Origin of the sequence: Massilia sp. Root335, from assembly GCF_001425685.1 — a bacterium.
In the GTDB taxonomy this organism is placed as follows: domain Bacteria; phylum Pseudomonadota; class Gammaproteobacteria; order Burkholderiales; family Burkholderiaceae_D; genus Telluria; species Telluria luteola.
The window spans coordinates 22,862-38,198 of sequence record NZ_LMCY01000012.1 but is presented as its reverse complement, the minus strand read 5'-3'; the positions used below and the strand labels follow the sequence as shown (position 1 = coordinate 38,198).

The window sequence follows — 15,337 nt, the reverse complement described above, 5'->3', positions numbered from 1 at the left end:
ACAAGGCGGGGTATCCATTTTTTATTCAGGCCACCTTGCGGGTGGCTTTTTCGTTAGGAGAAAGCATGACTACAAGCGACTCGGAAACGGGCTTTCTCGCGTCGATAAAACCGCTGACCGAAATGACGGAGGCGGTCGAGAAACTGGGCAAGGCGTTCGAGGCGCTTTCCAAACTCTTTGATGCCCAGCGCTCATTCGACACGCTGAGAACACAACTCAAGGTTGTGACAGGATCGGTCGGCGATGCGGCTCTGGCATTCAAGGGCCTGCAGGCGTTGGCCGCGGTCACGCCGTTCAATGTGGAGGAAACCACCAAGGCATTCGTCAAGCTGAAGACGGCCGGGCTGGACCCATCCGAAAAGGCGTTGCGGGCGTATGGCAATACGGCGACGGGCCTCGGCGAGAGTTTGGACAAGGTGGTCGACGCGGTCGCCGACGCCGCGAAAGGCAATTTCGAAGAGCTCGAGAAACTCGGTATCAGCGCCGAGAAGAACGGTGGTCGCGTGTCGTTGACGTTCCAGGGCGCGACGGCCACCATCGGCAACAATGCCAAGGAAATCGAAGCCTATTTGCAAACGCTGGGGCAGACCAAGTTCGGCGATGCCATGGCGATCCAGAGCGCGACGCTCGACGGCGCGATCGGCAATCTCAAGGATGCCTGGAATGCGTTTACGCTGAGCCTGTCGCAAGCGGGGCTCGGCGAGGTCGCACGGGACGGGATCGAGGCCGTAACGGGCGCACTGAAAGCATTCAGCGAACAGGCGGATGCCATCGTATCCGGCTTGAAAATCGCAGCCGAAATCGGCGCCGCGTATTTCGCGGTATTCGTCGCGGGACCGGCGATCGTCGCGGCCGTCACGACGGCGTTTGCCGCTCTCGAACAGGAAGTCCTGCTCGTTCGCCTGGCGATGGCGATTGGCGCGAGCACCACCGATCTGCTGACAAACAGCTTCGGCGGCATGAGCGTATCCGCAAGGCTGGCGGAAGGCTCGCTGACGAAAGTCCGGCTTGCGGGAAGCGTGATGATGGCAGCCTTCGCCGGATGGGAGATCGGCAGCTGGCTGTACGACAACTTCGTCGAAGCGCGCCTGGCGGGGTTGGCGTTCGTCGAGGTCATGCTGACTGGCTGGGAGCATCTCAAGTACGGCGCCGAAATGGCATGGGAGTACATCAGCTCCGCCTGGAATAATCGCATCGCCGAAATGCGGACGGCGCTGGCCGGTTTTCTCGCGGGTGCGGGCAAGGGATTTTCCCTGCTCGGTGCGACGGATACCGCATCGTCTCTCGATACCTATGCGGCCAAATTGCGCGCGGCGGCCGCCGAGCAAAAGTCGTTCACCGAACGTACCCAGGATATCAAGAAAGCCCATCAGGAAGCAGTGGCTGCGATTCATAAGAGTTTCGATGAGCTTGCACAGGGCGAAATAGCGGCAAGCCAAGCCGCCGAGAAGGCAAAGAAGAAGGTCACCTCGGATCACTTGGGAAACTCGGCCGCCAAGACCTCAACCAGGAGCAACGTCGACGTGGAGCGCGACGACGAAGCAAAGCGCACCGCCGAACTTCTGGGTGTGAACGGCGACTATATCCAACAGTTGAGCCTGCTCGAGAAGATGCGCACGACGAGGAATCTCAGCGACGCCGAGTACGTCAAGTTGGTCGAGGAGCTGATTGGCAAGCAACCCGCGGCGAAAAAAGCCATGGAGGAGAGCGCGCAGGCCAAGGAGGCGGAAAACAAGGCCACCACCGACGCCGGGGCGGCGGCGAAGCGGGATATTGACGCCATCGATGCGCAGACGCAGGCACTGAACACGAAAATCAAGAGCTACGGGATGGTGCCGGCCGCAATCACCGACATGCAAATCGCCGAGCTCGAAGCGTCCAGGCAATCGTCGACGCTGTCGGACCTGGAGCGTGATGCCATCCAGCGCAAGATCGACGCCTTGAAATCGTTACACGAAGCGCAGGACAAACTGGCGGGCAAGGACGCGGCGGCCGAGTCGACGAAACAGGCCGGAGAAGCCGCCAAGAAGGCGGAAGAGGAATGGAAACACACTGCTGAGTCGATCCAGAAATCGCTGACCGATGCGATGATGCGCGGTTTCGAGAGCGGCAAGTCAATGGCGAAGGAGCTTGGCGCCGCGCTCAAGAAAATCTTCGACGAGCTGGTCGTGCAGCGCGCGATCAATGCTGCGATGACCCCGATTTCACAGGGGATGACTTCACTCCTCGGCGGCGGCGCCGCAGCGGATGGGGCGGGAAGCGCGGCAAGCAGCGGAATCGGCAGCGGGATAAGTTCGCTCGTCGGGGCGAGCGGTATCGCGAGCAGCTTTGGCAGTTATCTTGCGACCGGCTTCATGAACAGCATTGCCGGCACCGGCATGAGCGCCGGCTTGAGCGCGGCTGGCGCCATGATTGCCAACGGCGCGTGGGCGCAAGGCATCGGCATGGCAGCCGGCGCGCTCGGACCTATCGCACTTGGGGCTGCCGCAGTCTATATGCTTGCGAAATCGATCGACCATTCGGGCACACCGCATACCGGCGGGGCGGCATCGTCGTCTGGCGGTACGACCAGCATCATCCAGGCGGAATCGCTGCACTTTGAAAAGACGGCGATATCGACCGATACCGAAAAGTTTGTCTCCAGCGTGGCTGCGAGCGTCGCATCAATGCTCGACAGTACAGCAACGGCATTCGGTGGAAAAGCCGGCTATGCGGTGGCAACTGCGTTTGCTGACGACTCCTCCAAGGATGGCGCCTGGGGTGGCCTGAGCGTCAGCAAGGGAGGGCAAAAAATCCTCGATTGGCAGGATACGAGAACGTCGCGCTGGGCCCCGAAAGAATTCGCGGACGGGGAGGCAGGGCAAAAGCAATACCTGGCCGACATCAGCAAGTCGGTGCGCTACGCCCTGGACCAGATCGGCTTGCCCGGATGGGCGGGCAAGATGCTCGACGCGCTCGGTGATGCGCCGTCACTTGATGATATGGGCAAGACCGTCGACATGATCAACAAGACGGAAAGCGCCCTGAAAGTGATGGGAGAGCACCTGGTTGGATTCGGTGCAATGAGCGACGAAGCCGTGTCGGCATTGATGACGGCAGCGGGAGGTATCGATGCGCTTGCCAATAGCGCAGGCGCGTATTACGACGCGTTCTACAGCGACGGTGAAAAATCTGCATTGATGAGCCAGCAGGTTGCCGATGTCTTGCAGAAGGTCGGCCTGGCGATGCCGGCAAGCCGCGACGAGTTCCGTGCGATGGTCGAGGCGCAACTGAAGCTCGGTGCCGCCGGCGCGCCCGCGGCCGCAGCTTTGTTCGGTGTGGCCAATGCCTTCGCCCAGATCCATCCCGCCACCGAATCCGCCACGGACAGCATCGCCTCCGCACGCGCCGCGCTGACGACGGCCTACCAGACCGAGTCCGACGCGATCAAGGCGACGACCGACCGCATGTCGAACTTCGCGGCAAGCCTGCGCAAGCTGCACGACGGCGCGCTGCTGGGCAACCTGTCCACGCTCACGCCGCAGCAGAAGTACCTGGAGGCGAAAGCCCAGTACGAGAAGACGCTGAGCGGGGCGCGGGCCGGCGACGCCGACGCCCAGGGCCAGTACCAGGATGCGTACAACGCGTTCCTGAGCGCGTCGCAAGCGGTCAACGCGTCGGGTGCGCAGTACCAGCGCGACTTCGCCTATGCGCAGGCCGCGACGGAGGACGCGATCAAATGGGCCGAGCAGCAGGTCGACGTCGGCAAGGCGAGCCTGGACGCGCTGAACCGGCAGGTCGCCGGCCTGGTCGACGTCAAGAAGGAAGTCACGTCGGTCGGGCAGGCGATCAGGGACCTGGCCAGCGTCATGGGCCCGGCGGGTACGGGCACGGTGGCGGCGTCGCAGGACAGCGCGATCACGGCGCTCTACCAGTCGATGCTGCATCGTGCCCCCGACGCGGCGGGCCTGAAGTTCTGGGAGCAGGCGATGGCGGCCGGCAGTTCGATCGCGGACATCGCGCAGGCGATCGGCCGCAGTGCCGAATACCAGGACGCGAGCGCGGGGCACGGGACGATGTCCGGGAACCGCGCCGACGTCCAGGTGCGGGACACGGCGGCCTATCTGGCGCCGGCCGCGCCGCTCGACTACGGCGCGCTGGGCACGTCGAACATGAACGCGCTGGTCGGCGAGATCAAGGCGCTGCGCACCGACAACCAGTCGCTGCGCGACGAAGTGCGCGGCCTGCGCGGCGATGCCGAGCGCCAGACCGGGGACCTGATGGCGGCCAATGCGGCCGTCTCGGACAACTCGGCCGGCAAGATCGTCGAGGCGACCGCCAGGGCGGCGCTCGTCGCCGCACAAACACGTGAAACGAGGGTAATGCCAACATGACCGATGACCAATTCGTGGCGTGGCTGAAGCATCCGGCCGCGCGCCGCGTGGTGCTGATCGAGGCGGTGGCGCAAGTCGCCGGCGTCGAGACCACGCTTTACATGGCAACGAAGCCATACAACACGGCGCCGGACGACGTCCCGGCGAATATCCACTACCGGCCGATCGCGCAGGTCGGCGTGCTGTTCACCGAGCAGCTGTCGCTCGAGGGCGACGGCGCGCTGTCGGCCGGCGACATCGAGATCGGCAACGTCGCCGGCGAGCGCGACGACTGGGCCTCGTACGTCTGGACCAACCGCCCGCTCCAGGCCTGGATCGGCGACGCACGCTGGGCCCGCGCCGACTTCCGCATGATCTTCAACGGCATCGTCGCGGACATCGCGCCGCGCGGCGCCGACAAGCTGGCGCTGCGCCTGCGCGACAAGCTGCAGCGCCTGAACACGCCGATCACGGAAGCGAAGCTGGGCGGCGCCACGCAGAACGCCGACGCCTTGCTGCCGGTGGCATTCGGCGAAGTGCACAACGTGACGCCGCTGCTCGCCGACCCCGGCACGCTGACCTACCAGGTGCACGCGGGACCGGTGGAAAGCATCTTCGAAGTGCGCGACAACGGCGTGCCGGTGTCGGTCAGCGTCGACAACGCGGCCGGCAGGTTCACGCTGAACCAGGCGTCCGTCGGCGCGATCACGGCATCCGTGCAGGGCGACAAGCCGGGCGTCTACGCGAATACGGTGGCGCAGCTCGTGCAGCGCCTCGCGACCGGCTACGGCAAGGCGGGCGACCGCTTCACCGCGGCCGATCTCGACGCGGCGAACCTGGCCGCATTCGACGCCGCCCATCCGCAACCGGTGGGGCTGTACGCGCCGGACCGGGTCAACATCCTGACCGCGTGCCAGGACCTGGCGGGCAGCGTCGGCGCCCAGCTGGTGATGTCGCGCCTGGGGCAGCTGCGCCTGATCCAGGTGGCGCTCCCTGCGCCCGGTCCGGCCTTCGCGATCGGACCGCAGCACATGGCCGAGGGCACGCTGGCGCCGACGGCGCGCACCGACGTGGCGGGCGCCGTGAAGCTCGGCTTCGACAAGAACTGGACCGTGCAGGAAGGCCTCGTGACCAGTATCCCGGAAGAGCACAAGACGCTGTTCGCGACGGAGTGGCTGACCAGCACGCGGAGCGATGCGGGCGTGCTGGCCACCTATCGTCTCGACGCCGAGCCGGTGCAGCAGGACACGATGCTGCTGCGCCGCGTCGATGCCGATGCCGAGGGCGGGCGCCGCCTCGGCCTGTGGAAGATGCCGCGCATGGTCTACGAGTTCGAAGGGATGCCGGAACTGCTGCAGCTCGAGCTGGGGCAGGCGGTGACGCTGCAGCATCCGCGTTACGGGATGCGGGAGGGCGTCGGCGGCATGGTGATGTCGCTGGCGCCGGACTGGGGTACGGGGCGCGTCAAGGTGGGGGTGCTGGTATGAGTGCGATCGTGAATGATCGGGATGTGCTGCTGGCGGGTGCCGGCGCCCGCTTTTACCCTGCGGCGGATCGTGCTGTATTGCTCGGCGCCAGCGCGAGCTCGTTCCGTATCCCTGCCGGCGGCGGCGGATCGCCGGCGGCCATTACGTTGTCGGCGGTCGTCCTGAACATGACCGGGAACGTCGACTGGGCCGTGAACCCGGCGACGGTAATGACCATCTCCGGCAACGAGGCCGTGCTTAAGTTGTCGGACATGCCCGTCGACTCCGTTGTCGTCACCGCGAGTATGACCCGCGATGGCGTAACGTACGAAGCCAGGCAGACGATCTTCAAGACCTACGATGGCACACAGGGCTTGCCGGGCACGTCCACTGGGATCGCCCAGGCCTATAAGCGCGCCACGACCGTGCCGACCGACAATCCGGGCGTCGTCACCTTCACGTTCTCGCAAGGCCGCATCACGACGCCGGGCACGGACGCGCTGGCGAACGGCTGGACAAAGTCGATCCCGGCAGGCGCGGACCCGCTGTATGTGTGCGTTTGCTCGGCAAGCGGAACCGCCGACAACGACACGATTGCGGCGAACGAGTGGGCGGCGCCGGTGCTGCTCGCCCAGAGCGGGAATAACGGGATCAACGCTGCAACGGTGTTCCTGTACCGCAGGACCGCCACCAATGTCGCGCCGTTGAAGCCGAGCGTCCCTGTTACGTACACGTTCGCCACCAGCGCAGCGACGGGCATGGACGGCGGCTGGGCGCAAAGCGTACCGACAGACTCGGGCGGCGGCTATCTGTGGGTCACGACCGCGACGGCGGCAGCGGGCGGGACGAGCGACACGATTGCTGCGACGGAATGGGCCGCCGTCCAGTTGATGGCAAAGAACGGCGATGTCGGCGTATCCAACGCCGTCGTGTATGCCTACAAGCGCGCGGCGGCGGCGCCGGCCGATAACCCGGGCGCCGTCACCTATTCGTTCGCCGCGGCCGTCATCACCAACGCTACGCTTGCCAATGGCTGGTCCAAGACGATGCCAGTCGGTACGGATCCTCTGTACGTCGCCGCAGCGTCCGCGAGCAGTACGACCGCCACGGACGACATCGCCGCGAGCGAGTGGGCGGCTCCGGTGCTGCTTGCCCAGAGCGGCAACAACGGTATCAATGGCCTGAACACGGCCACTGTGTACCTGTATCGCAGGACCACCACCAACGTGGCCCCGGCGAAGCCTACCGCTACCGTGACGTATGTGTTTGCCACCAGCGTTGCGTCGGGCATGGACGGCGGCTGGACGCAGAACGTGCCTGCCGATTCCAGTGGCGGCTATCTCTGGGTCACGACCGCGACCGCAGCAGCCAATACGGCAACCGATGTCATCGCCGCGAGCGAGTGGGCTGTCGTACAACTGATGGCGAAGAACGGCAACGACGGCTTTGGCACCGACGGCCAGCGTGGCACTGTCGATGTGGTGGTCACGGCGAACTACTGGCCGGCGGACACGAACACGGCGAACTCACTGTTTTACTCGTCCGGTTACACATCGGGTCCATACAATCGCGACCGCATGACGCTTACCAATGGCAGCTACTTCAGCGAAACGCGCTTCTACGACAACGGAACCTGGAAGACGATTGCGGCCTGGATCAACGGCAACATGGTGGTGAGCGGCACGCTATCAGCCGACGTTCTGAGTGGTGGCACGATTAATGGCGTCACCGTGCACCTTGGACCAAACGGCGAGTTCCAGGTAAACAGTGCTGGCCTTGTCAGTTCTGTCAACACCCTCCTGAGCGTTGCAACGGTCGGCAATCTGTATGACGGGAACCGTGCAGCCTTGACGATCGGTACCGTCAGCCTGAGCACTGCGCCGGCTCTGCTACTTCAAGCGGGGGCCAAGAGCAATGCAGTGAACATAACGAGCGGTGCGAACGGAATCGTGCAGAGCGGCGGCGGCCCGAACTATCTGTTCACCACCAGTCCCTCGAACGACAACGCATATAGCCTCGGCGCGTCCGGCACGGACAACTACCGTTGGACTACCGTGTATTCGATGACCGGCGTAATCACGTCGTCGGATTCGCGCAATAAGGTCGACATCATACCAACCGAGCTGGGCCTTGATTTCATCAACGCACTGCGCCCCGTGTCGTATCGGCTGAAGGTCGGCCACAACGCGGTGACCACCTACGAGATGGAAGGCGCGGACGAGGACGGCACACCGCTGAAGCCGCAGGTCGACGTGGTTCCGCAGTCGGGCGTGCGACGCCACTACGGCCTGATCGCGCAGGAAGTCCGTGAAGCCTTGCTTGCGCATGGCGTGGACAACGCGGCCCTTTGGACGCTCAGTGATATCGACAACGAGGATTCGCAACAGGCTTTGCGTTACGAGGAATTGATCTCGCCGCTGATCCGCGCGGTCCAGGAACTGTCCACACGACTCGGACTGCAGGAGCAGGCGATCAAACAACTGAAGGGGGACTAATGCCAAATCTTCGCATCATCTACGACAACGCCGCCGACCGCGCGTCGATCGCGGCGTCGTCCTCGGCCGGTGCCATGACGCCGGATCGCCTGCTTGCCGACATCAAGTCCGACGTCTGGCGCAGCACCGGCACGACGGCCACGATCACGGCCACGTGGCCGGTGGCCGAGGCCATCGGCGGCGTCGTGCTGCCGTTCTGTAACCTGACCCCAAGGGCGACCTTACGCGTGCGCGGCTATGCCAGGGCCGGCGACGCCGTGCCGCTGTTCGACACCGGTGCCGTCGAAGCCTGTCCCGCGCCAGTGCTGGGCCTGTGGGACTGGGGCTCCGTTCCGCTCGGCAGCAACGCCTATACCAACGGCGGCGGCACCTATGCCCGCGCGTGGGTGCCGACCCCAGGCATGGTCGAAAAACTCGTACTCGACATCGCCGACGACACGAACCCGGCCGGCTGCATCGAGGCCGCGCGCCTCGTGTGCGGGGTCTACTGGGAGCCGAGCATCAACGCCGAATTCGGCGCGCCCGTGCAGGCCGTGGACACCAGCAAGCACGTCCGCACGGACGCCGGCGACCTCGTCACCGACGTCGGCACGCGGCACAAGACGCAGTCGGTCAGCCTGGCATCCCTGAGCCCGGTCGACCGCGCCACGCTGTGGAGCATCGTGTGGGGCAACGGGATGTGCCGCCCGCTCTTCTTCAGCCTGTATCCGGACAGCGACGACGCGCGCCTTGAGCAGACACACCAGCTGTACGGAAAGCTGTCGAACACGGCGGTGATGACCACGCCGCTGTTCCAGCAATACGCAACTTCACTTGATATCGAGGAGATTTGATGAGCAATCGTTTTTATTACGGGATGCCGGGTACCCAGGCATTCCAGGCCATGAATGCGCTGGACGACGACGTCCAGGTCAAGAGCGCCGCGGCGACGACCGCGGCCCAGGCCGCCGCAAGCAGCGCGGCACAGGCGGGCAGCGCACGCGACGCGGCGCTCGCAGCCTGGCTGGCGTCGACGGCGCCGAACGAGCAGCTGGCGGCGCTGAGCAAGCAATTTCATTCGGACACTGTCGTCGATGTCTTCCTGTACGACACCAGCGGCGACAGCGACGGCGGGGCATGGCGCAAGCGGTGCAAGCATACGAGCTGGGAGAACGAGGCGCTTCAGTCCGGCAAGTGGCTCGGTCAATTTGCAAGCGTGCCGGCTGCTGTTGCTTTCGGTGGCCGGACGTTCGACTACTTCCAGAACACGACAGACGGTCTGTTCTACCAGATCCAGTCGGATACGGCCGGACAACGGGTCTCCCGCGGCAACACGCGTGAATTTCCAGCGGTGGGACTCATCGTGGTGGAGGCGCAGCGCCTGGTCATTTACGACGCCACTCATCCGGAACTACCCATGTGGATGGCGTTTAGCGGTGACGTGGGGGCTGCCTTGTTGTATGGCCCGGCCACGCTGACCAGCGCGGCGATGCGCGATGGCCTGCTGCTGGTCGGGAATGCCAACGACACGTTTGCCGGCCTGGTCGCCGTCAACTTCGTCAGCGAAGGCTGCAACGTCTTCCGTGCAAATGGACGCAACCAGTTCAAGGGCACGATCGCCCAACGTAACAATTCGGCCGACTTCCTGTATGGCCTGAACGGCCCGGCCCTGGTCAACCACAAGGTCAACGACGTCGCGATGACCGTGCTGGCCGATGCGCCGATTGATCCTTCGACCGGCATGCCGACTGCGACTGTCGCGATCGCAACGCAGGGCGGCGTCAGCGTTATTCGGCAGGACGGCACCGTAGCCAACATCACGAACGGATCGAACGATTCTGTCGACAAGATCGGGTTCGGTTCAGACGATACAATGTGGGTCGGGCAGAGCAACAATGCGACATGGGGCAGTGTTTCGGTAGGTTCGATCCCGCCGACCAGCACGTCGCTCAATAGCTGGCGGACAAAGCAATATTACCCAACGGCGACGCCCGCAACACTCGGATATTTGCTTAACGCGCTGGTTCCCTCTCGCGCGTCAGGTTCTGGCGACGGCGTTACTTTGTATCGGGACAATCCTTGTTCGCCTGCGAAAGGCATGGTGGCGTACATCGCGAACACCTACACCAGCGGCTGGCAGGTGGGCGACTCGCGTGGCGCCTGGCTTGCGGATACGGTGTCCGAGACACTGATCGGCGCCGAGCTTGTCACCAACGGGAACTTTGATTCAGATATTACTGGCTGGACCAAGGAAGCAACAGCTGTTGTCAACGTCGTGAGTGGGCAAGTTAACGCCACCACGGGAGCATCGTCCAACCTGATTTTTTTCCAAACTATCCCAACTGTTATTGGGAAACGCTACACGGTAACCGTTAAAAGACTCAGCGGGACCGTCGGTGTGTATATCGGCGAGTCCGGCCCGGGATCTGCTGAAATATCCGGAACAAACGTATTTAGCAGCAATTCGAACCTTAGTTGCGTATTTACGGCGACATCAGCAATCACGGTTCTTTCGATAATGGCGGCATCATCCAATTCCGCCGTATCATTTGACGCAATCAGCGCAAAGCTCGCCGACCCTGATCGCAGTGTCAAGGGAGTGGCACTGGCCATCAACGGCAGCATCACGAAGGCTGCCGTGGCCCCCGGTGCCCAACTGGTCGGTTACTCCGGCTTCTCGACGGCGAACTACCTGGAGCAGTCATACAACAGCGCGATCGATTTCGGGTCCAGCGACTTCAGCATCATGGGCTGGGCCTCTCACAGTAATTCGGCCCAGATGCTTCTCGCTCTGGAAAATGCGACATCCGGTAATGGCCTGATCCTGACGCCTAACGCGTCCGGAACCGGTCTGCTGGAACTCTATACAGGGCGCGGCGGCAGCAACAAGCGTTATGGCGTTGGCGCCATTCCCACTGATGGAAGCTGGTATTTCTTCTGCGTCTATCGCAAGTCTGGAACGTGGTATGGCTACGTGAACGGCGGTGCACAGGTCAGTGGTGGCGTCGACACCTACATGCCGCTGGCAACCGGCAATGTCCTGCGCGTTGGTAACAGCCAAGGGACCATTCTCGGCAATTCCTACAGCGGAAAGGCCGCGATGCTGCGAATCGCCGCTGCGCTGCCGTCGGACGACCAGATCGCCCAAATCTATCGCGACGAACTTCCGTTATTCCAGCCTGGTGCCCAGTGTACTGTCGACGGCACCAGTACGGCTTGCACCGCCTTGGCATACGACCGCACCATCGACACGCTGCACGTCGGCACGAGCTGGGGTCGTTCGTCCTTCCATGGCCTGCAACGTGTGGACAGCGCCGCGACACCGGTCGGTGCCGTGACCGCCTTGTCGGCTGCCTCGGGCGCACACATCACAGGCGGCATCGGCGGGGCGCGCTACCAGCAGCCGGCGCTCGTGCTGCGCGACGAACTGCGCCGCAACGACGTGCGCGGCCTGGGCGCGCGCGACGTCGTTCCGTTCGACTTCGACTCCACTGCCGGCACGACCGACTTCACGCTGCCACCCGGCTGGAGCGTCAGGGACGTGCTCGTCGCCGGCGTCGTGAAACGCGTGGGCGCCACGAAGGATTACGTCGTGAGTTTCGACGGGTATCGCGACACCGTCAGGTTCGCCGTTTCGCCCGGCGCGGCCTGGGTCCAGGTCATGGCCAGCCGGAGCGATCCAGGCTGATCTGATCGAGTGCATCAACCGCAGCCCGCTTCGGCGGGCCTTTTTTCGTCGATCCGAGAGGTACTCTATGAGCAAACCGAGCACTTTGGAGGTGATGAGCTACGCCGGCGGCATGACGTCGATCGGCGCCTCGCTCACGCTGACCGAACTGGGTGTCCTGGTCGGCATCGTGACGGCCTTGCTGACCTTCGTCATCAACGCCATCTATGTGTACCGGCGCGACCGCCGCGAGCAGCGCGAGAGCGATGCCGCGCTGGCGCATATGGGCAATTCTCCGTGGGAGGATTACTCATGACGCGCCGTATTCCCGGCCCCGGCCTGGCCGCTCTCGTGGGGGCGACGGCCGCCGCCGCGCTGGTCGCGTTCACGCCGACGCAGGAGGGGCGCGTCCTGACCACGTACCGCGATCTCGGCGGCGTGCTGACCTATTGCGACGGCGCGACCGGGCACGCGACGTGGGGGCGGACGTACACGCCGGCCGAGTGCGATGCCCAGCTGGCACGCGACCTCGAGCGTCACGCGGCCGGCGTCCTGGCGTGCGTCCACGTTCCCTTGACGGACGGCCAGAAGACGGCGTTCGTCGATGCCGCCTACAACATCGGTGTCGCCGCATTCTGCCGCTCCAGCATGGCGCGACGGGCGAATGCCGGCGACATGGCCGGCGCCTGCGACGCGCTGCTGTTGTGGAACAAGGTCGATGGCCGCGAAGTGGCTGGCCTGACGCGGCGGCGCCAGGCCGAGCGCGCGCTGTGCCGCGGGGAAGCGCGATGATCGCCGCGATCCTCGCCCGCCTGGGCATCCCGGCATGGGTCGCGGCAGCGGCGTTGTGCCTGCTGGGCGCGGCCGCCCTGGTCGGGTATCGCGACCATCTCATCGGGATCGGCGTCAGCCGCGAGAGCACGCGCCGCGACCTCGTCGAGGCCGAGCGCACACGCCAGGCGCAGGACGCGCTGCGGCTGGCGAACACGCGCGTCAAGGCCGCGCAGGACCGGCTCGACGCCGCCATCGCCGACATCGGCAAACTTCAAAAGGAACTTACTCATGTCCAGACCCAGGGGGCTGCGCTGCAGTCCGATCTTGCTGCTGGCCGTCGCCGGCTGCCAGTCCTTGTCCGCGCCCGTGCGGCCGATCCAGCCCGACCGCCTGACGCCGCCGGTGCTGCCGGCCTGGATACGGGAACCGCCGTTCCAGCCGAACTTGACCCGGCGGTTGCCGCAGGTCTTGCTCGGCTCACCGGCGAAGGCGACGCCGCCATCGTCCGCCTCAACGCCTGCATTGCCGCCTATGACGCCGTGATTCGCGCCTACAATGAAACGGAGTAGGTGTGCGGCGATCAAACATGGTTTGCGGGAGGCGACGTGGACGATAAACCGGAAACAGTGGACGACAAGTCGGGCACGGCAGGCAACGGCAGCAATGCGTTCCGTCCCATGCTGTGGTACTGGCTGTTCGCCATCGTCCTGTTCATGCTGTTTCAATCGGTGACGGACTTCGCGACGCCGCCGCCGCTGGCCTACAGCGAATTCAAGCAGCTCCTGCACGGCGGCAAGGTCAGCGACGTCACGCTGACCGAGACGAACGTGTCCGGCACCCTCAAGTCCGGCGGCCTCGATGCCATCCTGCCGCACGACCGCGCACAGTCGATCAAGTGCAATGCGGACGGGCTGTGTCCGTTCAACGCCGTGCGCGTGACCGATCCGGATCTCGTCAAGGACCTCGACGCGGCGCACGTCCGCTACGTTGGCCAGCAGCGCAGCGAATGGATGAGTACGCTGGTGTCGTGGGCGTTGCCGCTGCTCCTGTTGTTCTGGATGTGGGGCGGGCTGGCGAAGCGGGGCGGCGTGGCGGCCGGGCTGTTTGATGTGGGCAAGAGCCGGGCTCGCGTCTATATGCAGAGCAAGACCGGCGTCAGTTTCAACGACGTGGCCGGGATCGACGAGGCGCGCGACGAGCTGATGGAAATCGTCGAATTCCTCAAGAACCCGCAACGCTACCGGCGGCTCGGCGGGCGTATCCCGAAAGGCGTGCTGATCGTCGGGCCGCCCGGCACCGGCAAGACCTTGCTCGCCAGGGCGGTGGCCGGCGAGGCCGGGGTGCCGTTCTTTTCGATCAGCGGCTCGGAATTCGTCGAGATGTTCGTCGGCGTGGGCGCCGCCCGCGTGCGCGACCTGTTCGTCCAGGCGCAGAAGGTGGCGCCGTGCATCATCTTCATCGACGAGCTCGACGCGCTGGGCCGTGCGCGCGGCGTGGCGGGCCTCGTCGGCGGCTACAACGAGCAGGAGCAGACGCTCAACCAGCTCCTCGTCGAGATGGACGGCTTCGACACCAACAAGGGCGTGATCATCCTCGGCGCCACCAACCGTCCCGAGATCCTCGATCCGGCGCTGCTGCGGCCCGGCCGCTTCGACCGCCACGTCGCGCTCGACCGGCCGGACCTCAAGGGCCGCCAGCAGATCCTGCAGGTGCACGCCCGCCAGGTCACGCTGGGGCCGGACGCAGACCTGGCGGCCGTGGCCGCCAAGACGCCGGGGCTGGCCGGCGCCGACCTTGCCAACCTGATCAACGAAGCGGCCCTGCTGGCCGCGCGGCGCGGCAAGGACCGGGTCGAGCGCAGCGACCTCGACGAAGCCGTCGACCGCGTCGTCGCGGGCATGGAAAAACGCTCGCGCCTGATCAATCCGATGGAAAAGGAAACGGTGGCCTTCCACGAGGCGGGGCACGCCGTGACGGCGGAATGCCGTGCCCACGCCGACCGGGTGGCCAAGGTGTCGATCATCCCCCGTGGCATCGCCGCGCTCGGCTACACGCAGCAGTTGCCGACCGAGGACCGCTACCTGCTCAAGCAGAGTGAACTGCTGGACCGGATGGATGTGTTCCTGGGTGGGCGCGTCGCGGAAGAGCTCGTGTTCGGCGACGCGTCCACGGGGGCGCAGAACGATCTGCAGATGGCGACCGACCTGGCGCGCCACATGGTCGCGCAATACGGCATGAGCGACCGCGTCGGCCTGGCGACCTTCGAGCAGCCGGCCGGCGCGCCCTATGCCCCGGCGACGCAGCATGCGGCGTACAGCGAACGCACGGCGCGCCTGATCGATGCGGAGATCGCGCGGCTGCTCGACGAGGCCCATCAGCGCGTCCGCGCCACGCTGCGCGAGCAGCGGGCATTGCTGGACGCGCTGGCGCGGCAGCTGCTCGATCACGAAACCGTCGAGCGCGACGCGCTGCAGGCGCTCGTGCGCGCCCATGCGGTCGACGTCTCGGCGGCCGGCGTACCGGCGGCCGGCGTACCGGCGCCCGGCACATCGGCGGCGCACGCGGTGCGCAGCGTGGCGGGCAGGTAGCCGGGATGGCGATTCA

General features: G+C 65.0%; 9 protein-coding genes. All 9 read left to right on the top strand.

Annotation, left to right across the window (positions count from 1 at the left end; all coding sequences use genetic code 11):
- Window positions 1–65: 65 nt before the first annotated feature.
- The 9 genes from ASC93_RS09140 (at window position 66) to ftsH (ending at window position 15,321) form a co-directional block, all read left to right on the top strand.
- The gene (locus ASC93_RS09140) at window positions 66–4,373 is read left to right on the top strand and encodes a DUF4214 domain-containing protein (protein WP_162251831.1); all 4,308 of its coding nucleotides are present in this window, start codon (window positions 66–68) and stop codon (window positions 4,371–4,373) included.
- Window positions 4,370–5,839, top strand: a complete 1,470-nt coding sequence (locus ASC93_RS09135; RefSeq protein ID WP_056440323.1) for a hypothetical protein — start codon at window positions 4,370–4,372, stop codon at window positions 5,837–5,839. Before ASC93_RS09140 ends, ASC93_RS09135 begins: the two co-directional genes overlap by 4 nt.
- Entirely contained in the window at window positions 5,836–8,313 is a 2,478-nt protein-coding gene (locus ASC93_RS09130; protein WP_082547889.1) for a tail fiber domain-containing protein, read from the top strand. The genes ASC93_RS09135 and ASC93_RS09130 overlap by 4 nt, the downstream gene beginning before the upstream one ends.
- Window positions 8,313–9,146, top strand: coding sequence for a hypothetical protein (locus tag ASC93_RS09125; RefSeq protein ID WP_056440318.1), 834 nt, complete (start codon window positions 8,313–8,315; stop codon window positions 9,144–9,146). Before ASC93_RS09130 ends, ASC93_RS09125 begins: the two co-directional genes overlap by 1 nt.
- Window positions 9,146–11,980, top strand: a complete 2,835-nt coding sequence (locus ASC93_RS09120; protein ID WP_056440316.1) for a LamG-like jellyroll fold domain-containing protein — start codon at window positions 9,146–9,148, stop codon at window positions 11,978–11,980. Before ASC93_RS09125 ends, ASC93_RS09120 begins: the two co-directional genes overlap by 1 nt.
- A 67-nt stretch (window positions 11,981–12,047) precedes the next feature.
- Window positions 12,048–12,275 carry a hypothetical protein gene (locus tag ASC93_RS09115; RefSeq protein WP_056440314.1) on the top strand — a complete coding sequence of 76 codons (228 nt, stop codon included), beginning with the start codon at window positions 12,048–12,050 and terminating at the stop codon, window positions 12,273–12,275.
- Window positions 12,272–12,751 carry a lysozyme gene (locus tag ASC93_RS09110; RefSeq protein ID WP_056440313.1) on the top strand — a complete coding sequence of 160 codons (480 nt, stop codon included), beginning with the start codon at window positions 12,272–12,274 and terminating at the stop codon, window positions 12,749–12,751. The genes ASC93_RS09115 and ASC93_RS09110 overlap by 4 nt, the downstream gene beginning before the upstream one ends.
- The gene (locus ASC93_RS09105; RefSeq protein WP_056440311.1) at window positions 12,748–13,302 is read left to right on the top strand and encodes a lysis system i-spanin subunit Rz; all 555 of its coding nucleotides are present in this window, start codon (window positions 12,748–12,750) and stop codon (window positions 13,300–13,302) included. The genes ASC93_RS09110 and ASC93_RS09105 overlap by 4 nt, the downstream gene beginning before the upstream one ends.
- 108 nt (window positions 13,303–13,410) lie before the next feature.
- Window positions 13,411–15,321 carry an ATP-dependent zinc metalloprotease FtsH gene (gene ftsH / locus ASC93_RS09100; protein WP_056440562.1) on the top strand — a complete coding sequence of 637 codons (1,911 nt, stop codon included), beginning with the start codon at window positions 13,411–13,413 and terminating at the stop codon, window positions 15,319–15,321.
- Window positions 15,322–15,337 lie beyond the last annotated feature (16 nt).